This is a genomic window from Prevotella sp. AM42-24, from assembly GCF_003461825.1.
Taxonomy (GTDB): domain Bacteria; phylum Bacteroidota; class Bacteroidia; order Bacteroidales; family Bacteroidaceae; genus Prevotella; species Prevotella hominis.
This window is the reverse complement of the sequence record NZ_QTXV01000004.1, coordinates 30,789-54,962: the sequence shown is the minus strand read 5'-3', so window position 1 is coordinate 54,962 and position 24,174 is coordinate 30,789. Positions and strand designations below refer to the sequence as shown.

At 41.2% G+C, this 24,174-nt stretch carries 21 protein-coding genes; 11 read left to right on the top strand and 10 right to left on the bottom strand.

Annotated features, from left to right (window positions below):
- Window positions 1-164: 164 nt before the first annotated feature.
- From DW917_RS02445 to DW917_RS02435, 3 genes are all read right to left on the bottom strand, one after another.
- Entirely contained in the window at window positions 165-1,994 is a 1,830-nt protein-coding gene (locus tag DW917_RS02445; RefSeq protein WP_118116154.1) for a di-heme oxidoredictase family protein, read from the bottom strand.
- A 120-nt stretch (window positions 1,995-2,114) separates the two neighbouring features.
- On the bottom strand, window positions 2,115-3,506 hold the full coding sequence (locus tag DW917_RS02440) for an imelysin family protein (protein ID WP_118116151.1): 1,392 nt from the start codon (window positions 3,504-3,506) through the stop codon (window positions 2,115-2,117).
- Between the two features lie 49 nt (window positions 3,507-3,555).
- Window positions 3,556-4,851, bottom strand: a complete 1,296-nt coding sequence (locus DW917_RS02435; protein WP_118116149.1) for a hypothetical protein — start codon at window positions 4,849-4,851, stop codon at window positions 3,556-3,558.
- 379 nt (window positions 4,852-5,230) lie between these two features.
- Between DW917_RS02435 and DW917_RS02430 the strand changes: the two genes are divergently transcribed.
- Window positions 5,231-6,187 carry a LuxR C-terminal-related transcriptional regulator gene (locus DW917_RS02430; RefSeq protein WP_118116147.1) on the top strand — a complete coding sequence of 319 codons (957 nt, stop codon included), beginning with the start codon at window positions 5,231-5,233 and terminating at the stop codon, window positions 6,185-6,187.
- A gap of 142 nt (window positions 6,188-6,329) precedes the next feature.
- Here the strand turns inward: DW917_RS02430 and DW917_RS02425 are convergent, their stop codons facing one another.
- From DW917_RS02425 to DW917_RS02405, 5 genes are all read right to left on the bottom strand, one after another.
- On the bottom strand, window positions 6,330-6,953 hold the full coding sequence (locus DW917_RS02425; RefSeq protein ID WP_118116145.1) for a LuxR C-terminal-related transcriptional regulator: 624 nt from the start codon (window positions 6,951-6,953) through the stop codon (window positions 6,330-6,332).
- Between the two features lie 33 nt (window positions 6,954-6,986).
- Window positions 6,987-8,252 (bottom strand): phosphatidylserine/phosphatidylglycerophosphate/cardiolipin synthase family protein, encoded by a 1,266-nt coding sequence (locus DW917_RS02420; protein ID WP_118116143.1) that lies wholly within the window; start codon window positions 8,250-8,252, stop codon window positions 6,987-6,989.
- A 97-nt stretch (window positions 8,253-8,349) separates the two neighbouring features.
- Complete coding sequence (locus tag DW917_RS02415; RefSeq protein WP_118116140.1) at window positions 8,350-9,330, bottom strand: SIS domain-containing protein; 981 nt, start codon at window positions 9,328-9,330, stop codon at window positions 8,350-8,352.
- A 32-nt stretch (window positions 9,331-9,362) separates the two neighbouring features.
- Window positions 9,363-10,118: a 3-deoxy-8-phosphooctulonate synthase gene (gene kdsA, locus DW917_RS02410; protein ID WP_022110973.1), complete on the bottom strand. Its 756-nt coding sequence runs from the start codon at window positions 10,116-10,118 to the stop codon at window positions 9,363-9,365.
- 26 nt (window positions 10,119-10,144) lie between these two features.
- Window positions 10,145-12,541 carry a mechanosensitive ion channel domain-containing protein gene (locus tag DW917_RS02405; protein WP_118116259.1) on the bottom strand — a complete coding sequence of 799 codons (2,397 nt, stop codon included), beginning with the start codon at window positions 12,539-12,541 and terminating at the stop codon, window positions 10,145-10,147.
- Window positions 12,542-12,738: 197 nt separating this feature from the next.
- Here DW917_RS02405 and DW917_RS02400 point away from each other — a divergent pair, with 197 nt between their 5' ends.
- The 4 genes from DW917_RS02400 (at window position 12,739) to DW917_RS02385 (ending at window position 16,162) form a co-directional block, all read left to right on the top strand.
- Window positions 12,739-13,650, top strand: coding sequence for an ATPase (locus DW917_RS02400; RefSeq protein WP_118116138.1), 912 nt, complete (start codon window positions 12,739-12,741; stop codon window positions 13,648-13,650).
- Window positions 13,651-13,867: 217 nt separating this feature from the next.
- On the top strand, window positions 13,868-15,211 hold the full coding sequence (locus DW917_RS02395; RefSeq protein ID WP_118116136.1) for an MFS transporter: 1,344 nt from the start codon (window positions 13,868-13,870) through the stop codon (window positions 15,209-15,211).
- Between the two features lie 26 nt (window positions 15,212-15,237).
- Window positions 15,238-15,495: a hypothetical protein gene (locus tag DW917_RS02390; protein ID WP_147344101.1), complete on the top strand. Its 258-nt coding sequence runs from the start codon at window positions 15,238-15,240 to the stop codon at window positions 15,493-15,495.
- Between the two features lie 298 nt (window positions 15,496-15,793).
- Window positions 15,794-16,162: a hypothetical protein gene (locus DW917_RS02385; protein WP_118116132.1), complete on the top strand. Its 369-nt coding sequence runs from the start codon at window positions 15,794-15,796 to the stop codon at window positions 16,160-16,162.
- Window positions 16,163-16,261: 99 nt separating this feature from the next.
- Here the strand turns inward: DW917_RS02385 and hemW are convergent, their stop codons facing one another.
- A complete protein-coding gene (hemW, locus tag DW917_RS02380; RefSeq protein WP_118116130.1) occupies window positions 16,262-17,437 on the bottom strand; it encodes a radical SAM family heme chaperone HemW in 1,176 nt (391 codons plus the stop codon).
- Window positions 17,438-17,718: 281 nt separating this feature from the next.
- On the opposite strand from hemW, the gene DW917_RS02375 reads away from it, so the two are divergent.
- The 3 genes from DW917_RS02375 to DW917_RS02365 all read left to right on the top strand — a co-directional run bounded on the left by DW917_RS02375 (window position 17,719) and on the right by DW917_RS02365 (window position 22,370).
- Entirely contained in the window at window positions 17,719-19,881 is a 2,163-nt protein-coding gene (locus DW917_RS02375) for a translation factor GTPase family protein (protein ID WP_118116128.1), read from the top strand.
- A gap of 183 nt (window positions 19,882-20,064) precedes the next feature.
- Window positions 20,065-21,624 carry a sensor histidine kinase KdpD gene (locus DW917_RS02370; protein ID WP_118116126.1) on the top strand — a complete coding sequence of 520 codons (1,560 nt, stop codon included), beginning with the start codon at window positions 20,065-20,067 and terminating at the stop codon, window positions 21,622-21,624.
- Window positions 21,625-21,671: 47 nt separating this feature from the next.
- The gene (locus DW917_RS02365) at window positions 21,672-22,370 is read left to right on the top strand and encodes a response regulator transcription factor (protein WP_022109847.1); all 699 of its coding nucleotides are present in this window, start codon (window positions 21,672-21,674) and stop codon (window positions 22,368-22,370) included.
- A gap of 58 nt (window positions 22,371-22,428) precedes the next feature.
- Here the strand turns inward: DW917_RS02365 and DW917_RS02360 are convergent, their stop codons facing one another.
- The gene (locus DW917_RS02360; protein ID WP_022109848.1) at window positions 22,429-22,641 is read right to left on the bottom strand and encodes a hypothetical protein; all 213 of its coding nucleotides are present in this window, start codon (window positions 22,639-22,641) and stop codon (window positions 22,429-22,431) included.
- A gap of 268 nt (window positions 22,642-22,909) precedes the next feature.
- On the opposite strand from DW917_RS02360, the gene rpsF reads away from it, so the two are divergent.
- The 3 genes from rpsF to rplI are packed head-to-tail and all read left to right on the top strand — an operon-like array spanning window position 22,910 to window position 24,065.
- Window positions 22,910-23,254, top strand: a complete 345-nt coding sequence (gene rpsF, locus DW917_RS02355) for a 30S ribosomal protein S6 (RefSeq protein ID WP_118116124.1) — start codon at window positions 22,910-22,912, stop codon at window positions 23,252-23,254.
- A gap of 2 nt (window positions 23,255-23,256) precedes the next feature.
- The gene (gene rpsR, locus DW917_RS02350) at window positions 23,257-23,526 is read left to right on the top strand and encodes a 30S ribosomal protein S18 (protein ID WP_006847399.1); all 270 of its coding nucleotides are present in this window, start codon (window positions 23,257-23,259) and stop codon (window positions 23,524-23,526) included.
- 20 nt (window positions 23,527-23,546) lie between these two features.
- Window positions 23,547-24,065, top strand: a complete 519-nt coding sequence (rplI, locus tag DW917_RS02345) for a 50S ribosomal protein L9 (protein WP_118116122.1) — start codon at window positions 23,547-23,549, stop codon at window positions 24,063-24,065.
- Window positions 24,066-24,174: the final 109 nt, after the last annotated feature.

The following is a 24,174-nucleotide window of genomic DNA, read 5'->3' as shown; positions in this document are numbered from 1 at the left end:
TGCTGCAAAGTTACGATAAATAATCGATATGTGTAAGGTCTTTGGGCAATTAATTTCTTTTGACTATGAAAAAAGCTGCCAAGTCTATGGAGGGCTTGGCAGCTTTCTTATTGATAATGCTTTGTAATCAGATATGCAAAGTTGCTATCTATTTCATCTGTAGATTAGATAGAGCGCAAGAACTTAACCACTGCATCACGGTCTGCCTTGGATGCCTTGTAGAAGTTGATGGCTGAAGAGTAAGCATGACTCTGCTTGCTGTAGCAGTGCCACATGATGGCTTCCACCTCGTTGCGGGCACGGCAGTCGTGCAAGCGATCCTCTGCACCAGTGTTGAGCAATGACAAGCCGCGACCCCAAAGTGGAGTGGTACGGCACCAAGAACCATGAATGTCATTCTTCATGTAGAGCTTGTGCTGGATGAAGTCTGAGTATGGATAGATGGTCTGGTTCTGATAGCGTGGCAATGGTTTGTCAGCGATATACTTAGAGGTGATGTAGTTGTCGTCGCCTGTCTTCCAAGATGGCTTGTGGCAGTTAGCACAACCCCATTCCATGAAGAGCTTCTTACCCTGTTGAACCTGTGGGTCGTTCAAGTTACGAGCACGAGGGATGGCGAGACCACGATGCCATACCATGAAAGCATAGTAGTCATCCATGCTCTGCTCTGCTGTGAATCTGTGGATGTTGTTGTCGAACTGATTGGTATAAGGATCCAACAGAACTCTTACTGCATTCTTGATACCTTCGTCCGTACCATCTGCGTAGTAAGGAGAACTTGGATCTTTCTTGATGGCTGCAATAACTTCAGGGTCCTCGGACATCTTTTGAGCCCAAGCTTCAGTGGTGTAGAGCAAAGGACGGTCTGGGCGAGTTACGTTGGTGATATTCCAAATAGCATTGGCACCAGGACCGTCTTGCAAAGAACCACGGGTCAAAGCGTATGTATAACGCTTCACTATCTTCTTGTTGAGGTCTGTTGTGTTAGGGTCGAATGGAGTACCATCTGCATGAACACCACCTGTTACATTCTGTGTGCGACTGTCTTTTGTACCATCTTTGCTCTTTTTGGCTGCGTCACGACCGAATGTGGTATAGAATGCACCTGATGCGAAATCATTTGCCTCTGCATCCCACATGCTAGGGTTGATATAGTCTGATACGGTAAGACCAGCCTTCTTGAAGTAAGCAGCCTCTGCGGCATACTGGGCCTTGATGGCCTCGTTAGGGATGGCATCAATCAAGCCTGTACCGCCGATACCGATGGTTGACTCCAAGCGGCAAGCTACAGCACCGTTTCCTGTCTCGTATGGGGTAGGAGAGGTGCGGAATGCGCCCTTAGGAATAGAAATCTCAGGATAGATAAGGTCGAACTTCTCACCATCAGGGAACTGCATGGCTGGAATCTCGTCTGTTTCCATCTTGCTGATGTGTGGCCATTGAAGGTTAATCATGCTCTCGTCGATAGGAGCTTTGAATGGAGAAGCGGCTTGTGTCTGAGGCATACCTGTTACTTCGGCTACATAGCCACCATCATTGCTGTTGGCACCATCAAGTGGGTGATAAACTACGAGCAAATAACCATTACCATTGCTATAGCGAGTCTCGAATTGGTTCATACGTTTGCCGTGACCATACTCTGGGTGGCAATCGATGCAAGATGTGCGGACGGAAGCAGGACCGAGTCCCTTGAAAGCACCAGTGTTGAGTGTGTATTGACGCTCAAACATCTGTTCACCTTGGAAAAAGGCATCAAATAAATCTTTATGGTTGTCAACATAAGGAGTCTGGTCGCTATAACAGCTCGCTGTTGTGTTCTCGGTGGTTCCTAGTTTGCCACCTGGATACCATTCATCGGCAGAGAAATTACCAACATCCTGTCCTACGTAGTTAGCATCAGTCTCCACGATTTCAATGTCTTTATCGTCGGAGCAACTTACAGATGTGAGTGCCATGGCCAATGCCATAGACATCCATGCATAATTCTTTTTCATAATGTATTTTTGTAATGTACTTTGTAAACGTGACAATACGTAGCCCACCTTTTTCTGTGAAGGAATCAGGAGAGGCTACGTTTTGTATTATATTCTTATTTTCCTAAGATATGGAATGGCTTATTTAGAAGCACGAATCTTACGGAACCAAGCACCTGCCTTGTTCAACTCGTCATCGAGATTGTTGATCTTGTCGATGCAAGTCTTCACACGTGTATAGGCTGCCTCGCTATTGATAGTGCCATTCTTGTATGCTTTTTCAATAGCTGCGATATCGGCAACGAATGAACTGCTGTTCTTGGCAGTCTCCAATGCTGCGATAGCCTCGTTGAGAGCTGTGTTGATGTCGTTGTAGCCACTGTAGTTGTACTTCTTCATGATGTTCATCATAGAGTTGGTTACAGGAGTTGTGGCTGTAACGTCACGAGTGCCATAGAGAGAATTCTTGATAGAATAGATGTTGTCCTGGTAGTCGATGTAAGAGCGCTTGCTGTAAGGAGACTCGATGTAGTCTCTTGACTCCTTCGCGCCATCTTCTGTAGTGCCACCCTGACCAGATGCTACACGGAAAGCCTGACCCAATTTCTGAGTGTAAACCTCTTGGCAGATGTTAGAGCAACCAGCTACGCATGCATTCTCTAATGTTTCCTGCCATGTCTGGAACCAACCATCCTGGGTAGCACCCTTGAGCAACCAAGCACCATAACCGATACCAGCAGAGCAGAGTCCATTCTTACCACCAGTGTGAGTGTTTTCTTCCTCGTTGTTATCTGCTACGTTCAATACCCACTTACAGTTGCTGTTAATCCAAGAGTAATCAGTGTTGTCTTGTGTCCAACCATAGTGGAGCAAAGTTGTCATGTTGTAGATGTCGCCAGATACTGCATCAGCAAATGCAAGCTCGTCGATACCGGCAACTGATGTCATGCCCTCTTCTGTCTCATTAGCAGCGAAATCGGCAGCCTTACGTGCAGCGCCATTGCGGAAAAGTACAAACTCAAGTCCGTGGAAACCCAATGAAGAGTCGAATTTTCCGTTCTTTTCAAAGACATACTTAGACCCCTGGTTCTTAATGCCGTCCATTACTGTTGCATCGTTCAATGCCTCAACCAATTGGTCGTGGTCCAATGGCCATGTATCAATATGTGGGTCGATTTCGTGGTCAGTAGCAGCACCATAAAGGAATGCTTCGCTACGCTCCCACTGAAGGCGTGCGTTCTTGAATGCTTCGCAGGCAGCCTCTACATCAGCGTCAGACAAAGAACCAGCCTTTGCATTGGCATAGAGCTTGGTGCAAGCCTCGTGCAATGTCTTGCTGTTGTCGCGCAATGTCTGGTATGTAGGATAAACCACATCGTTCACATAAGTGTTAGCTACAGCAGAAAGTTCTGCTGAAGGGACGATGTCGTTACCTGTTGATGGATCATCATTGTCATCACTACATGATGCGAAACCCAATGAAAGTGTCATGGCCGTTACGAGCATCATGACGTTTTTGAATGTTTTTTTCATTTTGTGTTTTGATTTTATTGTTTATTTTTAATGTTTCCTAGTCCATGCTTTAGAGGAAGAAGCCCTCGTATGCAATACCAATGTTGATAGCAGGCTCATCGTTGTACTTTGACTTCAAGAAGCGATGGTTGTACTCTGCCTTTACGCTGATTTGCTTCATAGGATAGTAGTTGATACCAGCTGCGAGAATCTTCTTGTTGGTCCACTTTGATGTAGTGTTGTGTACAGATGAGTCATAGTACTCATAGTGACCGAATACATAGAGCTTCTGGTTGTTCTTTCGTAGAGATGGAATCTGTGAGAACACATTGTATCCTGCCTCTATCATGGTTGCTACAGCATGACTACCGAAGTACTTGTTCTTGCCAGACTCATTTGGTTTTACCAATGCGGTGCCTGGGTAAGTGTGGTCGGAAATCTTGTCTGCATCACTTACGTAGCCATAGTCCACATTACCACGTACAATCCAGTTGTATTTATTATAGGTAAAGTCAAATGCGCCTACATATACATTTCCCTTGATATCTTTATACACAGCATCGTAAGGAGTGGTGTTGCTCATGGCTTGTCCGTAGTAACCGCTCAAACCTAGGCGAAGACCAGGTATGCTATAGTTGTCCACACGTAAGGTTACCGCATATTTGTTGGCTACCTCAAACTCGTAAGGACTCTTGTTACCGCCTTGAATCCAGTTGCTTCGGCTGAACTTATAGGCATTCAAACCTGCCAAGAACTGAGCCTCATAGCGGAAATCGCCTGCTTTACCCCAGAAGCTAACACCTGTTTGGTGCCATGTACAAGGAAGAATGGTGTTCTCGCCCTCTGGACGATAAACAGTGAAGAAGTTCAATGGCTCATGATAAGCATTGGTCAAACCAACAGGCACAACGATATGACCCATCTTGATGTTGGCAAAATGACCGAAAGATTTCTGAATCCAGAACTGCTCCAGTTCAACTTCGCCACCTTTCTCCTGTTCCTGCTCGTACTCAATAGCCTCTTCTGCCTCATATTCGATAGAAGAACCTGTACCACCGTGCTCAAACTCAATCTCAGTACCCATGGTCCAACCCTTACCGAAGTCGTAACCCAAGTAGATGACTGCATGAGGAATGTCGAAACGACCATGTGAAGGAGCGTTCTTGTAAGCATTAGCGTTAGAGTAACGGTTACCTGCGTCGCTATAGAAGTTGCGACTCAGAGCTACCTCTCCATATCCTCCGACGCTAAGTCGTTTACCATTCACGTGCTGCATAACACTGTCAGCAGCAACTGTCTGTGCGTTTGCACTGGCCAAGCCGGCAACCAGGGCAGCGGACATCAATCCAATTCTTAAATTGTTCATTTATTTATTTCTTTTGTTATCTTTATAATCTTTTTCCTTATCATCCTAACCTAATATATAGAGTTGGAATGAAATGAAAAGAAAAGTGCGGTTGTCTGCTTGCGGTCTCGACTTCAAGTGGGTTATCCTTATATATATAGGAATACAGCACTATCCACTCGGGAGTGGCAAGCATCACCGCACTATTCTGATTTCGGGTGCAAAGGTACGGAGTTTTAAAAAAACTTGCAATACCTAAAAATCGGTAAACTTTGGCATCCCCATTTTTAGGTATTGCATGTTTCAGAGTTTTTTTGTATCTTTGCCGCCGAATAGCAGAATGAGAGTTTTGCTGTTGGGATACTTGACATTATGAATGTTTTCAAAATAGGTGACAAAGATGAAAAATCAAAAGATGTATGAAGCTGATGATAAGATGATCAGCATCATTAGAGACAATTATAACATCTTGCAGAGTCTTGGTAGCTTCGGCATCAATCTGGGATTCGGCGACAAGACGGTAGAAGAGGTATGCGCGGAACAGGGAGTGGATACTTATACTTTCTTGGCTGTAGTTAATTTCGCAATGAATGGATATAAGGAGTATGATAATGCTGAACGTTTGTCCTTGTCAACTTTGTTGCATTATCTTAAGGCTTCTCATGCATATTATATTGATTTTCAATTACCTTTCATCCGTAAGGAATTGGTTGAGGCTTTGGATGAAAATGACAATTTAGCGCGTCTCATCCTCAAACTTTATGATGAATATGCTCATAGTATTATCAACCATATGAAGTATGAAGAAAAATCGGTTTTCCCTTATGTTCAGTCACTTATAGAGGGTAATCCACTTGCTGATTTCAATATAGAAACGTTCTCCAAGCATCATGTTCAGGTGGACCAGAAACTTAAGGAATTAAAAAATATCATCATCAAATATCTTCCTTCTGATGGGTTGCACAATAATCAACTCAGTGCTACGCTTTATGATATATATAATAATGAGGAATGGCTCAAGCACCACTCTGAAGTCGAGGAGGAAATCTTTATTCCTGCCGTAAGAAATGCAGAGCGGAAGTTGAAGCAGAATGATGTAAGTGCGAAGATTTCTAATATGATTTCCCAGACTCCACAGAATGACGAACAGCTGAGTGATCGCGAGAAGGATGTCATTGTAGCTTTGGTTCAAGGTATGACCAATAAGGAGATAGCTGATCATCTCTATATCTCTATTAATACAGTGATTACGCATCGAAGAAATATAGCACGAAAGCTTCAGATTCATTCTCCTGCAGGTCTTACAATCTATGCGATAGTGAATAATCTCGTGGATATTTCAACGGTCAAACTATAATTCTTTCAATAGAAAGCTCTTGGATAGATTCTTACTATCCCTATTTTTAGGTATTGAAGATACACAATAAAGCCTCCTATCAAAAAAATGATGGGAGGTTTTATTGTCTCTTTTACAGGTGATACCTACTTATAATGATGTCTTATATATGATTGATATCCACAAAACCGTGCATGACAGCATAAATGGTAAGAGCAGATACCGATTTGATACCTAATTTTTCTTGAATATTCTTTCGATGTGTTATCACAGTTGTCAATCCGATACATAGGAGGTCGGCAATTTCTTTGTTAATCTTTCCTTTTGCCACCAATGAAAGTACCTCAATTTCCCGGTCGGTGAGTGTTTTTTCCTGTGTATGCTCCAATGTTTCTGGCAAATACTCTCCATGAGGATGTCCTTTTTTTTGTAAACTGATGAGTTCTTTGATGAGTATTCCTTCTGATACATTGACGCAAAGACAATGGAAATCATTCAGTTGTGACATAGGATCATTGCTGGGAGTGAGGACGATGGTCTTATGTTTAAAATTCAAGAAGAAATTTCGATTAGCGAGTACAATATGCATAGATACAAAAAAGTGGATGAAATGCTCTGGATTGGAAGCTTGCAATTCACCAAATGTACCAAATGCCTGAATTTGTGCAGAGGGGATGGCAGACTCGAGCAATTGCCTGAGTCCCATTACTGCCAATGTGTTGCTTTCTACTATAGCAAACGCTGGTGCTTGTCTGCCTATTTGTTGTTTCTTCATTTCTTCTTTCATTCTATATCTCTGTTTTTTCTCCTTGTTAGGAATTTATAAAAAAGGTGTCAGCAGTTTGGCTGCAAACCATCCTTTGAATCTTTGCCAGCCTGTTCTCCATTCCCGCCAATTTTTCTCATTGAGCAGGAAACTATCTTTCTTCTCGCCATCGAATAGATCTACAAGCTGGCGGGTTGTATGTGGGTCGATGATAACTGCATTTTCCTCATAATCCCAACGAAGACTTCTCGCATTGAGGTTGGCGCTGCCCACTGTACAGAATCTGCCATCTACCATAATGATCTTGGTATGATGGAAGCCCGGGGTGTACATCCAGATATTGCAACCTTCTTTCATCAACTTATGGGCATTATAAAATCCACAGTCGGGTGTCAGCGGTATATCACTCCTTGTACTGAGCATAATCTCAACCTTCACTCCTCGTTTTACCGCATTCTTTAATGCTTTCTTCAATTTGCGGCTTAAAGTGAAGTAGGGACTGATGATTTTGATACTGTCTTGGGCATCATTGATGGCATTCACGTAGAAGTATCGGATGATGTCCTTGGAAATATGCGGTTCACGGTTGATGATGCCCACCATCTTATGATAGGCTGTTGCGGTAGTGTCTGGTTTCAGATTCTCTACCAGATAGTCCTTTTTGGCTGCCCGATAGTATTCTGCACCATGTATGTTTTGTCCACTTACTTTGTTCCACATCTTGAGGAAGATTTTCTGCAGGGTATTCACTTCACTACCATCAATGCGACAATGCATGTCGTGCCATTCACCCACTACCTTTGTACCTTTTATATAATAGTCGGCAACGTTCATGCCACCTGTATAGGCGATTTGTCCGTCGATGACTACAATCTTTCGGTGATCACGGTTGAACACTCCATGTACCCATGGGAATTTCATCGGTTTATATTCATAAATCTCGATGCCCATATTGCGTATTTTTTTGAGGTGCTTCTTTCTGAGCGGTTGATTGTTGGAAGCATTTCCGAAACCATCATAGAGTGCCCTTACCTTGACACCTTCCTTGACTTTCTCGCCAAGCAGATCAAAAAGAAGTCCGGCAATACTATCATTTCTGAAGTTGAAGTATTCCAAGTGTACGCTATGTTTGGCCTGTCGGATAGCCTGGAACATATCATCAAATTTCTCCTGACCGCTCATCAGAAGTGTAACAGAATTATCGTGAGAAAAGCGGATGCCTTTCCCGCGAAGCTGATTTACGATCAATGAATCGCTTGTCTGTGCGCTGCACAGCGAACAAGACAGCCACAATGTCGCAATGAATAATAAATATCTCATCTTATTAATCAATAACCTCTAAAATCAATAACCCATGAAAGAATCCCTTACAAAAGGAATCCTCCATGTAAAAAAGTGTAATCCGTTCCTAAACCTCCTATATCATACAAGCATAATGATCGACGATTCCCATGAGATGGTTTTCCTGATCTACTACGAGTACAGTATGAACCTTGTACTTGTGCATGATGCGTTGTATCTCGGAGATTTTGGTGTTTGGATTTACCATCTTCGGAGTAATTGTCATGATGTCGCTCACAGTCTTGTTGAAGAATTCTGCCTGCCATTTCTCCATAGCACGACGGATGTCACCATCGGTAATCAATCCGATGACCTTCTTTTCCTCATCGAGCGATATTCCTAATCCTAACTTGCCCTTACTTACATGGATGATAGCTTCACCGAGATGCATTTCCTTAGGAATAATAGGCAAATCGTCGCTTCGCATGACATCCTCTGCAGTTGTCAGCAATCGTTTTCCTAACTCACCGCCTGGATGGAATTGCGCAAAATCACGAGGTTGGAAATGGCGCACCTGCATCAGCGCAATAGCCAAGGCATCACCCATGGCAAGTGCTGCTGTTGTGCTACTTGTTGGGGCGAGGTTTAATGGGCAGGCTTCCTTCTTTACCTTTACTGTGATATGAAAGTTGGAATATTTTGCCAGCAGTGACTTCGGATTACCTGTCATGGAAATGATTGGGATGTTCATGTGAAGTACCATTGGAATGAATCGGAGCAATTCGTCTGTCTGACCGCTATTACTCAAAGCCAAGACCACGTCCTTATCTGTCATTACACCCAAATCGCCGTGATACACATCGAGTGGGTTGATATAGAAAGCTGGTGTTCCGGTTGATGCAAGTGTAGCTGCTATTTTGGCTCCTACATGTCCACTTTTACCTACACCGGTTACGATGATTTTTCCCTGGCAGTTGTACATCATGTCAACTGCTTTTTCGAAGTTCTCGTCCAGGAAAGGGATTTGATCAAGAATAGCCTGTGCCTCTTCTCGAAGTGCCTGTTCACCATAGGCACGGACGGTTTTGTCCTCTATATGGTTGTTCTTTTCTGTCATGATTGATGATTCTTAAACTGAAATGTTATGTACTAAGCCAATAGATCGGCGATTAATGCTTCAAGCTTGTCCAATTCCAGCATGTTAGCAGCATCGCTTTTTCCATGATCTGGGTCTGGGTGTACTTCAAAGAAATAGCCTGTAGCACCGAAAGCTTTAGCTGCTTTAGCCATGGCTGGTACGAATTTACGGTCTCCAACGGTTTTTCCGTCACCAGCACTTGGACGTTGTACGCTATGGGTACAATCCATGATGACATTAGGGACAATCTCCTTCATATCTGGAATGTTACGGAAATCAACTACCAGATTGTTGTACCCGAAGCAGTTGCCGCGTTCTGTAAGCCATACTTCCTTGGCACCGCTATCCAGTGCTTTCTCCACAGGATAGCGCATATCTCTACCGCTCAAGAACTGAGCTTTCTTGATGTTTACAATTTTACCGGTCTTTGCTGCAGCCACTAATAGATCGGTCTGGCGGCAGAGGAAAGCTGGAATCTGAAGTACATCACATACTTCACCTGCAGCTTCTGCTTGATAGCTCTCGTGAATATCAGTGAGTACACGTAAGCCGTACTTCTCCTTGATATCGCTGAGCATCTGCAAGCCTTTTTCTATGCCTGGTCCACGGAAAGAGTGGATAGATGTGCGGTTAGCCTTGTCAAATGATGACTTAAATATGATGTCTGTTCCCAACTCCTGGTTGATGCGTACCAACTCCTGGGCTACTGTTTCCAGTAACTCCATGGATTCAATGACGCATGGACCTGCTATAAATGTTGTTGCCATATCTTATTATTTTAAAGTATCTAATTTTAATCTCCTAACTCTTGTTTCTTGACTCCTAATTCCTCTGTCGTTACGTTCTTGATTGTTATTTCACGTTGTGGGAAAGGAATCTCAATATTGTGCTCGTTGAGTGTATCGTAAATGCATTCCATGATGATACCATCGTCTGCATACTGTGTGAGTACGTTGACCCATACTAATATCTTAAGCGTGATACAGTTGTCATCAAAACTCTTCAAAACGATGCGTACACCTTTTTCATGATAGATGCAATCGAGTTTATTGAGTGCCTCAATGAGTATTTTCTTAACTTCTTTTACGTTGGTACCGTATGCCACACCTACTTCTAATATGTCCAACTCATAACCATGATTTCGGGTCATATTTTTGTAGTTCTTGGCAAAGAGTTGAGAGTTCTGGAATGCTATGACGGAGCCGTCTGTAGCCTCCAGCATCGTGGAAGTATAGCTGATACTGCTTACGCGTCCACGGGTTCCTTCACAAATGATGTAGTCGCCAACTTTCACGCGACCCATCATGAGGGAAACGCCATAGTAGATGTTCTCCAAGATGTCTTTCGATGCAAAACCCAGACCCGTTGATAAACCTGCGAAGATGGCCAATAACCAGGATTTGCCTACATGGAATATCGTGAGAGCTATCATCAGCCAGATGCCCCAGACCACTACCTGCAGCACATTCTTGAACATCATAATCTTGGAAGCTGCAGACGTCGGATCTGACTTCTCGAAATGATGGCGCATGATATCGGTGGTTGTGATATTCAGATAGTTGAACAGGAAGTAGAGGCATGCTACAAGACTTAAACTGTATAGAGATGCCGAGAAATTCTCACTGTCGATATAATGCTTGTTGAAAATCATCCAGGTTGTGTCGCTCATGTTGAATACCGCTGCCGCCCAGTAGATGGCAATAATAAATGAGAATACACCGGCTACAGGTAAAGCCACCTTATTGATAAAGCGGAAGAACCACTTGTTTGTAATAGGTTTGTGCTTTAAATTCTTGCGCTCTGCATATACCTCCAGCCAGTCTTTGATACAGGTGATACTCAGAATACAGGTAAGCTGCATCATCCACCAGATGATGATCTGTACGGCAAGCAGGGTAAAACCAATCCACGAACAGAATGTACTGACGGTGAATACTGCCAGTGATATCCATGTGTAAATCATGTCCAGACGTGGTACTTTCTTGTTGTGTCTTTGGATGACATTCCACTGCCATAAAGTACAAAGCAACAGAATAGGTGGAAATATGAAGTTGACCAAATCGTTTGGAATCAGGATAATACGGAACGTAATGACGAAGAAGCCTATCAGCATCAATGGAGAATAGATGCGGAAAGCACTCTTGATCTGGTCATTGCCTACACGGAGAAGGAGAGAGATGAGAATAACACCCACCAACCAGGAAAATTCCACCAGCAAATCGCTTGCCATGATGATGAAATTCTGCTTGGTAATCATTCTAATAATCCCTAAAATAGCAGCAAAGGTAACAACGGTCATTGCCATGATGATACATGGACGCTTGGCCATAAAACTCTCCTTGATGCTTTCAAACCATCCTTTCTTGATGAGGAAAGTCATCAGACAACGAATGGTCAGCAAGTTGAGGAAGACGGAAATGAGTCCATAGAAAATGATGATGCCGAAAAGAATGAAGATGATGCGTACATCCCATTGTGACATCATACCTGGTGCAGGCTTGTATTTCTCGGTGACTGAACTTTTTGCTTCTCTATAGTTGTTGCCTAAGTTGCCTAATATCTTGAAATAGTTTTCTCCTCCATTATTGAAGATGCTGGTTTGTATTTCGGAATATCTGATATTGGCATAGTCGTTGAGAGCTTTCAGCTTTTTGTCGGTTACATCGTATGCCTTGATGTATTCGTTGAGTTGCTGTTGCTTTTCTATCAGTTGCCTCCTGATATTAACAGCAAGGGTCAGATCCACATTCCTATTCACCTGTGCTTCCTTGCTCATGAATACGGTGTTCATGCCGTAGAGATAGTTGATGAGCGAGTCAAACCGTGCCACCTCAATATTATTTTGGTTGATCATATTGCGGAATGGGGCTGCTTTAGACTTAAATTTTCTGAACTGTTCTGTAGCTTCGTTGCAGGCATAGGTCAAGTCAAATATATAACCATTTCTTTGTGAATAGAGCATAATGGAGTTCTGGTCTGCTTGCATCATGATATGAATAAGCTCTTTGATGACAGCTTGCTGCTGAGCCTTCGCCATTCTGTTCTGTTTTTCCAGGTCTATGTGGTATTGTGTCAATTCAGTACGAAGCATGAAGAGTGTCGTGTCGAGGTTAGCTTCCTTCAGCACGGCATGAGTTGGCAATAAACACACAACCAACAATAAAAGGATAAACAGAATTTTCTTTTTCATAACAAATTTCATATTTGAGTGCAAAGTTACTCAAAATCAGAGATAATGCAAAATAATCGATAAACTTTTTCGTTTTTTGTTTGGTAATATTTGTTTCTTTTCTTAATTTTGCATTGAGAAAGTGCCTGATGAATTTAGAATATGGGTGCTTGTCGTATTATTGTAGTAAGTGAAATATTCAAATTAATCATATAAGTATGTTGTATTTGATAGCTGATAGTGGCAGTACAAAAACTGATTGGAACTTGGTGGAAACTGATGGTCGTGTTCTGATAACATGCCAGTCGCAGGGATTGAATCCTTATCATCTTCATGAGGATGAGATTATCCGAATTTTGGATGAGGATGTGAAAGTTCCTCTTTTAAATAAAATAGGTGAAGCATTGGCAGGTCCGCTGATGGTCTTTTTCTATGGTAGCGGAATTACTGATGCCATGAAACCGAAGATGGAGGCTTTACTTCATACTTCTTTTCCTGGAGCAACTTGTATAGCAGAGAGTGATATGCTGGGTGCAGCCCGTGCTTTATTGGGAAGAGAACAAGGTGTGGCTGTCATCTTGGGAACGGGTTCCAACAGTTGTTTCTATGATGGAGTAAATATTGTTCGGGGAGTTCCTCCGTTGGGGTACATCCTAGGTGACGAGGGTAGTGGTACTGCAATTGGAAAGGATTTTCTCAGATTGATATTGCGTGAACCTGTCATGTCTGCGGTGAAGGAAAGATTCTTTGCATGGGCTGGTATGGACTATGCTGGTATTATTGATAGGGTTTATCGACAACCTTTAGCTAATCGTTTCCTGGCTTCCATCTCTACGTTTGTCGGTGAATTACTTCAAGGTAAGGCTGATGCTAAGGTTGGATTAACGGATGAGGAGTATAAACTCTTGAAAGAGATGTTGGTTCAGGTGTTTCGTGATTTTGTTTCTCATATTTTATGTTCTTATTCCTTGGCAGAAAATGCTGTAGGATTTGTAGGCAGTATTGCTTTCTATTTTCAGAAGTTTATCTTGGCTGCAATGGAAGAAACAGGAATGAAAATGGGAGTAATCATGAGGTCTCCTATGGAAGGTTTGATTCGCTATCATTCGTCTAATTCCCCAAAAAGTTGATTACTCAATAGTCGCTTGATTTTCTTGATGGCATAGGGCTTTTATTTTTGCGTGGGCAAGCAAGAATTTCTGCGTTTGAGTCCCTATTTTTGTGGTGAAGTGTTTTTGCTTGGATTCCTGCATCTTATAGCATAGATTCCTGCATTTTTACTCGGCCTCCTATATCTTATGATGATACTTAACACTTTATAAATAACTTAATAACATATAAAAATTAATGGCAAGTATAAAAGAAAAAATAGCATACGCATTGGGTGATGCTGCTGCTGGTGGTATAGTTTGGAAGGTAATGTCTATTGCTTTCCCTTTGTTTTTTACTAATGTTTTTGGACTTTCATTTGCTGATGCAGCAGTATTGATGCTTGTTGCCCGTATGTTTGATGTGGTGACTGATCCATTGATGGGTAGTCTTGCAGATCGTACTCAGTCTCGTTTGGGTACCTATCGTCCTTGGCTAATCTTTGGTGCGATTCCTTTTGGATTGATTTTTGCATTGTTACTCTATACTCCAGATTTTGGACCTGTGGGTAAACGAATATATGCATATACTTTATATCTCTTGATGATGGCAGTATATACCATGGTAAATGTTCCTTATGGCTCCTTGTTGGGTGTAATGACCGATGATGACAATGAGACCAACCAATTTTCTTCTTTCCGTATGGTAGGAGCCTATGCAATGGGATTCATTACATTGCTTTCTTTTCCATATCTGCAGAAGATGGTGGGTGGTACTGATGCGCATCAATATGCTGTGATAGGTGCTGTTCTTGGTGTAGTTGCAGCCGTGCTGACTTTGGCTTGTGGTCTTATGACAAAAGAACGTCTGAAACCTAAGCGTGCAGAAAAGTTCTCTTTCCATCAATTTGTAGATTTGGTGCACAATAAAGCCTGGTTGTATATGACGGCCATTGCTGTATGTACCAATTTCTTTAATGGTTTTCGCTATGCTGTAGCCGGATATATGTTTGATTATTGCTTGCATGGTAATGTGACTGTAGAAGGGCTGATTATCAATTATACCGTTTTTATGGCATTTGGTGAGGTTACCTGTATGATTTTTGGTGGAGTGTCTCCTTGGTTTACTCGCTTGGTTGGTTCTAAGCGTATGGCATTTTTCTGGGCTGCAGCACTTTGTTTGGTACTTTCCATTGTCTTCTTCTTTATCCCAATGGATCCATCTTATATTTGGGTTATGATAGCTTTGGTTGTGCTTACTTCTATTGGAATTGGAATTTATTCACCATTGATGTGGTCTATGTATGCTGATGTGGCTGATTATCATACAGAACACTTCGGGACATCTGCAACCGGACTTATCTTCTCATCTGGTACCATGTCTCAAAAGTTTGGTACAGCCATCTCTGGTTCATTGATAGCATTATTGTTGGGTATGGCTGGAGCTAATATGATAACTGACGCGATGGGTAATACGATGATAGACCCTAAGTCTGTGACAGATTCTGTGCTTACCATGGTATGGTCTCTGTTCTCTCAGTTCCCAGCTGTTATCGCCTTCTTGCTGATGGTATTAAGTTGGTTGTTCCCAATCAAGAAGTAAAAATGATATTAAAACTGAATACCTCTATGGAAAATTTGAAACTGACAATGATGGATATTCTGGAGAATATTATCGGACATATAGATCTCTACCAATATTTCCATACAGAGGAGTCGCTGGAGACGGCCATCCTATGCTGGAATTATGTAGCAAAGCATTTGCTGGATGGGAAAAATGGAGAATGGCATTGGGCTGTGTGGAACTTATTGAGCGCGAATATTAATACAACTTTTGTAATAGAATCAAATGTCTGGAGATTTTTATCTTCAGGCATTTTTTTATAATATGCAAAAATAGTATTTGTTTTTTCTATTTTTATCATATTCATCTTTTTGGATAAGTTTATTGGATTGCTGTTAATTGCATGAATATACTTCTATGTAATAACAATGAAATCATAGTTTTTTATATATTTCCAATAAAAATGCTATTATTATAGTTAAATATACTTAATTGAGTATGCAATATCAAGATATATTTGGACTTTTTGAATATTTATACTAACTTTGCATATTGTATAAGAATATATATTGTTACACACTATTTTGTTTTAACTTTTTAAATAAAGAACATCTTTTAAGTATGGATAAGGAATTTGAGGACTATTGGAATTTACATCAGCGGCATTTGATATTAAGTGCACCTGAGAAGCTGCGCTCAGAATATATGGAAGCCGGCCGTTTGGACTCTCCTGCAGATTGGGTTTGTTTTATCCTTCCTGTTGGAGTGGGTATATTGCTGCAGCCATTACTGAGATTTACAAGTGAAATTCTATCATGGGCAATAGTTTTAGTCGTCGTTGTTTTGTTATTTGTTCTCATGCAGATGATAAAGCCATATATTTCCAAGAAAAAGACCGAGGCTGAAGCTTTGGAAGAAATTAAGAAATATTATTATGAGCGTTATAAGAAAACAGGAAAATTAGATACATTGGAACCTTGGAATAATTAGCTTCCTTGTGTTTCACAATTTATAAAAATTGGAGAATAGTTTTTCTTCGTAATTGCGAGAAACTCAAAATATTGATTTCATGATTGCTTAACATTGTCGTTAAACAATCATGAAATCTCCCATGATATCGTCTGAAATGTAAATTCCTTCTCTTGTTAAAGACAATCGATAGTTCTTGTTGTCTATTTTCATGAGTCCTCTTTTTATTTTGTCGTTTGCTTCGTCGAGCAATTTCTCCAGATAGCATTTTCCAAATTCCTTTTCTGTCTTTTCCAGATCAATGCCATCACTTGTTCTTAAGGCAGTCGTTATCAAATCATTATAACGTGTGGCAAGGTCAAGGTATTCTTTTTCGGAAGGTAAGATTCCTTGATGGATGCTATTGATATATTGTTGGATGTTATTGACATTCCAACTTCTGGTTACTTTCATGTTTCCAGATTGATTCTGCGCTCTACGATAGGAATGTGCTGCTGCGCCCAGTCCTATGTATGGAGTTTCGTTCCAATAGCTGCTGTTGTGTCGTGAGCGGTAGCCTGGTTTTGCAAAATTACTGATTTCGTAATGCTCATATCCTGAAATAGTAAGCATATCAACCAAGGTGTCGTACATGTTTCTGCTTAATTCTTCATCAATTTCTTCTATCTTTCCTTGTTCCAGCATTTTGTATAATGGAGTTCCTTCTTCATACATGAGACTATAGGCAGATATGTGTTCTACACCTAATTGTAAAGCTTGTAGGATATCATATTTCCAATCTTCTATGTTCTCTTTTGGAAAACCAAACATGAGATCGATACTGATGTTTTCTATTCCTGTATTTCTCAGAAGAGATACTGCTTCTTTAACTTCAGCAGTATTGTGACGCCTACGAAGAAATTGAAGTCTTTGGTCGGAGAACGTCTGTGCTCCCATGCTGACTCTGTTGACTGGTAGCTTCCCCAGAGTCTTGCAATAGTCGGGTGTAACATCATCTGGATTACATTCCATGGTGATTTCCATGTTCTTGGTAAACAAATCTCCATACGTCTCTTTTAGCATCGTGAAAATCCTTAGCAAATGTTCGTTAGACAGTTGACTTGGTGTGCCACCGCCCAGATAGATGGTTTCAATAGGGTAGTTGTCGCCCAATGCCTGGATTGCTGGCCGCAGTTTCATCTCTTTGCATAGAGCATCTACATAATCATCTTTCCATTTGAGAGATGTAGTACTGTAAAAGTCGCAGTAAATGCATCGACTTTCGCAAAAAGGGATATGTATGTAAATTCCTGCCATGATTTTTATATTTTAAATTTATGATATCATCGTCTTTATGTTTAGACGCGATGCCTCTTATTTGCATTCTGTGTTTCCTTATATAATAAGGTGTAAGCACGAAAAGAGTATTTAATAAGGTGCAAAATTACTAATATGTTTTAAAAATAGAGCATTTTTAGGTCGAAAATTTTGCAAGGGTCAGAAAAAAGTGGTAACTTAGAAAACGAATTCAGGAGAAGATGCCTTGGTGTCCTCTCCTCACTAACAATTATGTATAACCCTTAAAATCTATAAGCGTCATGAGAGTTTATAAGACTAATGAGATTAAAAACATTGCGCTGTTGGGCAGTGCGGGTAGCGGCAAGACTACACTTGCCGAGAGTATGTTGTTTGAAGCAGGCGTTATCAAGCGTAGAGGCTCTGTAGAAGCGAAGAATACGGTGAGCGACTACTTCCCAGTTGAGTTGGAATATGGCTATTCTGTGTTCCCTACAGTTTTTCATGTTGAGTGGAACAACAAGAAGCTTAATATCATTGATTGTCCTGGTAGTGATGACTTTGTGGGCGGTGCGATTACTTCTATGAATGTAACCGATCAGGCTGTTATCCTTATTAATGGTCAGTATGGTCCTGAAGTAGGTACTCAGAACAACTTCCGCTATACAGAGAAGTTGGGCAAGCCTGTTATCTTCCTGGTCAATCAGTTGGATTCTGATAAGTGTGATTTCGATAATGTCATCGCTACGATGAAGGAAATCTATGGTTCAAAGTGTGTTCAGATTCAATATCCTATTGAGACAGGTTCTGGCTTTAATGCTCTCATTGACGTACTTCTGATGAAAAAATATTCTTGGAAGCCAGAGGGTGGTGCTCCTATTATTGAGGATATTCCTGAAGAGGAGATGGATAAGGCTTTGGAATTGCATAAAACTTTAGTTGAAGCTGCTGCAGAAAATGACGAGGGCTTGATGGAGAAATTCTTTGAAAGCGAGAGCTTGACTGAAGATGAGATGCGTGAAGGTATCCGCAAGGGTTTGGTTACTCGTAGCATCTTCCCTGTTTTCTGTGTTTGTGCAGGTAAGTCTATGGGCGTTCACCGCTTGATGGAATTCTTGGGTAATGTTGTTCCTTTTGTTGATGATATGCCTAAATTGCATAACACTCGCGGTGAGGAGATTGTTCCTGACTCTAATGGTCCTGAAAGTATTTATTTCTTCAAGACGGGCATGGAACCTCATATCGGTGAAGTAAGTTACTTTAAGGTAATGAGTGGTTGCGTGAAGACGGGTGATGACTTGACAAATGCTGATCGCGGCAGCAAGGAACGCATTGGACAGATCTATGCCTGTGCTGGTGCAAATCGTGTAGCTGTAGAACAGCTGAATGCCGGAGATATAGGTTGTACAGTGAAATTGAAAGATGTGAAGACCGGTAATACACTGAATGGCAAGGATACTGAATGGCGATTTGACTTTATCAAATATCCTAATCCTAAATATTCCCGTGCTATCAAGGCTGTTAATGCTCAGGATACAGAAAAACTGATGGCTGCTCTCTTGAAAATGCGTCAGGAGGATCCAACTTGGATTGTTGAGCAGAGCAAGGAATTGCGTCAGGTTATTGTTCGCGGACAGGGTGAATTCCATCTTCGTACTTTGAAATGGCGTTTGGAAAATAATGAGAAACTCAATGTTGTCTTTGAGGAACCTCGTATTCCATATCGTGAGACTATTACCAAAAAAGCCCGTGCTGAATATCGTCATAAAAAGCAGAGTGGTGGTGCTGGTCAGTTCGGTGAGGTTCACCTCATTGTGGAGCCTTATGCAGAAGGTATGCCTGATCCTACCTCATTCACTTTCAATGGTCAGGAGTTCAAGATGAATATCAAGAGCCGTGAGGAAGTTGACTTAGAGTGGGGTGGTAAGTTGGTTTTCCTCAACTCTGTGGTCGGTGGTGCTATTGATGCACGTTTCATGCCAGCCATCTTGAAAGGTATCATGGATTGCATGGAGCATGGTCCGTTGACAGGTAGTTATGCACGTGATGTACGAGTTATCGTTTACGATGGTAAGATGCACCCGGTTGATAGCAATGAACTTTCATTTATGTTGGCTGCACGACGTGCATTCAGTGATGCATTCAAGCAGGCAGGTCCTAAGATTCTGGAACCAATCTACGACTTGGAAGTTTATGTGCCTGCAGACTTCATGGGTGATGTGATGAGCGACTTGCAAGGCCGTCGCGCTCTTATTATGGGTATGGACAGTGAGGCTGGTTATCAGAAGTTGAGTGCTAAGATTCCTTTGAAGGAACTCTCCAACTATTCGATTTCTCTCAGTTCCTTGACCGGTGGTCGAGCTTCCTTTACTACCAAGTTTGCAAGTTACGAACTTGTTCCTAATGATATCCAGAGCAAGCTGATTGCTGATCATGAGGAGGAATTGGCTAAAGAAGCAGAGTAACAATGATATAAGTATGGAGAAAGAGGTGGGCGTATTTCGTTCGCCTCTTTTTTGTTGCTTTTATATGTATATAGTTGCTTATATTTAATTATAAACATCTAAAAATGTTAATATCGCTGAAAACTTGTGATTTTGTTAACGTAAAAGTGTTAACTAATTAAGAAATTTCATATCTTTGCCGCCATGAAGAAAAGAACAATTTGGACTATCGCAATCATTATGGGCTTTTCGTTCCTTGCTTTGCTGTTTCTGCAGTTGAGCTATATTCAGGAAATGGTGAATATGAAAAAGGAACAGTTTGACGAGTCTGTCAACAGAGCCTTATATCAAGCTTCAAGAAATCTGGAGCTTAATGAGACTTTGCGCTATTTGGAAAAAGATGTCAATGAGACGGAGCGTAGAGCCAACAAGAAAGATTCTGTAGGAACTCGTAGTGGAGCGCCTGATGGAACCATTCAGCATTCTCATCAGTATTCGGTAGTAGGAAAGGATGGTACAATCTATTCTTCGTTCGAGTTGAAGACCATAGCCACCAATCCTGGTAATATGCCAAAGGCGATGATATTGAGGAGTGACAAAAACTCCATTGATGAGACGCAGAAATCTTTGCAGGAAATCGTCAAGAATAGATATGTCTATCAGAAAGCCTTGTTGGATGAGGTGGTTTATTCAATCCTTTACTCGGCATCAGATAAACCTTTGAAGGAGCGAATCAACTTCAAGCAGTTGGATCAGGACTTGAAGGCTGAGATGATGAATAATGGCATTGATATTCCTTATCATTTTACGGTAACGACTCAGGATGGTCGTGAAGTTTACAGGTGTCCTGACTATACGGAGGAAGGTGAGGAGTATAGTTATTCTCAATTACTTTTCCGTAATGATCCGCAATCGAAGATGGGTGTGGTTAAGATTCATTTCCCGGATATGAACAGCTATATCTTCTCCAGTGTGAGATTCATGATTCCAAGTGTCATTTTCACTTTGGTCTTGCTTATTACATTTATCTTCACGATAGTAGTCATTTTCCGTCAGAAGCGATATACGGAGATAAAGAATGATTTCATCAATAATATGACCCACGAGCTGAAAACTCCTATTGCCAGTATCAGTCTGGCGGCTCAGATGCTCAATGATAATTCAGTGAATAAGAGTGAACAGATGATGAAGCATTTGGGAAATGTTATCAATGATGAGTCCAAGCGTTTGAGATTTCTGGTGGAGAAAGTGCTTCAGATGAGTATGTTTGATCGCAAGAAGGCTGTGTTCAAGAAGAAGGAGTTAGATCTTAATGAGATGGTGGAGAATATTGCCAACTCCTTTACACTCAGAGTAGAGCATACAGGTGGAAAGGTCTATACGGATATTGAAGCTATTGATTCGGCTATCTATGTGGATGAGGTTCATTTCCAGAATGTAATATTCAATTTGATGGACAATGCAGTTAAATACAGGAAAACAGATGAGGCTTTGAATATCACAATGAAAACCTGGAATGATGACAAATTCCTCTATCTCTCAATCAAAGATACGGGTATGGGAATGAAGAAAGAGAACTTGAAGAAGATATTTGATAAGTTCTATCGCGTTCATACAGGAAATGTGCATGATGTGAAAGGCTTCGGTCTCGGACTTGCTTATGTCAAGAAAGTCGTTGATTTGCATGATGGTGAAATTAAGGTGGAAAGTGAATTTGGTAAGGGAACGAAGTTTACCATTAAGTTGCCTGTCATTCATGATTAGAAAATAGATAATAAATTAAGAATACTAACAATTAAAAGATAAAGAATATGGAAGAGAAAATAAAGGTTCTTCTCTGTGAAGACGACGAGAATTTGGGTATGTTGCTTCGCGAGTACTTGGAGGCTAAGGATTACGATACTGTACTTTGCCCTGATGGTGAAGCTGGTTATAAGGAGTTCTCAAAGACCAAATTTGATATAGCAGTCCTTGACGTGATGATGCCAAAGAAGGATGGTTTTACCTTGGCACAGGATATTCGTCAGGCTAATGCAGAGATTCCAATTATCTTCTTGACTGCAAAGACATTGAAAGAGGATATCTTGGAAGGTTTCAAGTTGGGTGCTGATGATTACATCACTAAGCCTTTCTCTATGGAAGAACTTGTGTTCCGTGTAGAGGCCATTCTTCGCCGTGTTCGTGGTAAGAAAAATAAGGAATCAACATTGTATCATATCGGTGAGTTTACATTCGATACTCAGAAGCAGCTCTTGTCAATCCGCGACAAGCAGACTAAGTTGACAACCAAGGAGAATGAACTTCTTGCATTGCTTTGCTCTCATACGAATGAGATACTTCAGCGTGATTTCGCATTGAAGACTATCTGGATTGATGATAACTATTTCAATGCACGTTCTATGGATGTTTATATCACTAAGTTGCGTAAGCATTTGAAGGATGATCCACAGATCGAGATTATCAATATCCACGGTAAGGGATATAAGTTGATTGCTCCAGAACAGGAATAATGCTTAATAGAACATTAGTTGGTTGAAAGATAAAAGGATAGATGCTCTAAAACTGCATCTATCCTTTTTTTAATGAATAAACATAACCGAGGCATCCTGCTATGACGAGGAAAAGACCAGTGAGCAGCAATGCGTTGCTTCTGATGCTGAAAACAAACGTAGAAGCGAAAACCAAGATGCCCAAAACCACGAAGGCTATTCCCATAGAAGGAAGTGCCTGGAGTGATGATTGGATTTTCTTTCTTGAAATTTTAGAACCGAATTTCTTCATGACTTGAAAAATTTTAAAATGCAGTAATTATATGGCTGATATTATATAAAATAGGATAGATTATATAGATGAAAGCCACATTTCCTCCCTAAAAATGGTAAAATACTATAAAAGAGAGGTGTTTATAGTGCAAAAGTACAAAAAATATTTGGTTAATTCAAGAAAAAGTCGTAATTTTGCACCGCAATTTGCGAAAATAGGTGTTTTGAATACCTTTTTAGCGAAAAGCAAGAAATTTAATAATAACATTTTAATTAATTAAAGTAGTATGAATCAATACGAAACCGTTTTCATTTTGACTCCCGTTTTGTCTGATGAACAGATGAAGGAAACGGTCGCTAAATTCAAGAAGCTGCTCACCGATAATGGTGCTGAGATTTTGAATGAAGAGGCTTGGGGTTTGAAGAAGTTGGCTTACAACATCGAGAAGAAGACATCAGGCTTCTACAACTTGATTGAGTTCAAGGCTGACCCAACTGTTATCAATACACTCGAAGTAGGCTATCGCCGCGACGAGAAGGTAATTCGTTACATGACTGTTAAACTTGACAAGTATGCTGCCGCTTACGCAGAGAAGCGTCGTGCAAAGCTTGGTAAAAAAGAGGAGGCTTAATCATGGCAGATCAGAAATCAGAAATCCGTTATTTGACCGCTCCTTCTATCGATACAAAGAAGAAGAAGTATTGCCGTTTCAAGAAGAGCGGTATTAAGTATATCGACTATAAGGATCCAGAGTTCTTGAAGAAGTTCTTGAACGAGCAGGGTAAAATCCTTCCACGTCGTATCACAGGTACATCTTTGAAGTATCAGCGCCGTGTAGCACAGGCTGTTAAGCGTGCTCGCCAGATCGCTTTGCTTCCTTACGTAACCGATTTGATGAAGTAATTTAAGGAGGATAAAGACTAATGGAAATTATTTTGAAGCAAGATATTATCGGTCTTGGATACAAGAACGATATCGTGAATGTTAAGAGTGGTTACGGTCGTAACTTCCTTATCCCTACAGGTAAGGCTGTTATCGCATCTCCATCTGCAAAGAAGCAGTTGGCTGAGGATTTGAAGCAGCAGGCTCACAAGCTTGAGGCTATCAAGGCTGAGGCTGTTAAGAAGGGCGAGGCTCTCAATGGCGTCGTTCTTACTATCGCTGCTAAGGTAAGCGCTACAGGTCAGCTTTATGGTTCTGTAAACGCTGCTACTGTTGCTGAGGAGCTCGCTAAGAAGGGCATCGAGGTTGATCGCAAGATCATCACTATGAAGGATGCTAAGAAGGTTGGTGAGTACGAGGCTACAGTTCACTACCACAAGGAGGTTGAGGTTAAGGTTCCTGTTGTTGTTGTTGCTGAGAATGCTCCTGTTGCTGCTCCTGCAGCTGAGGAAGCTCCTGCTGCAGCTCCAGCTGAGGAAGAGGCTCCAGCAGCTGAGTAATTATACTCAACTTTCGAGTAGTTTAGCTACTCTGTTTTTAGTACGATAATTTTCGCACTGTAAAGCAAAACAATATAAATCCCTTTTGTCGAAAGACTTAAGGGATTTT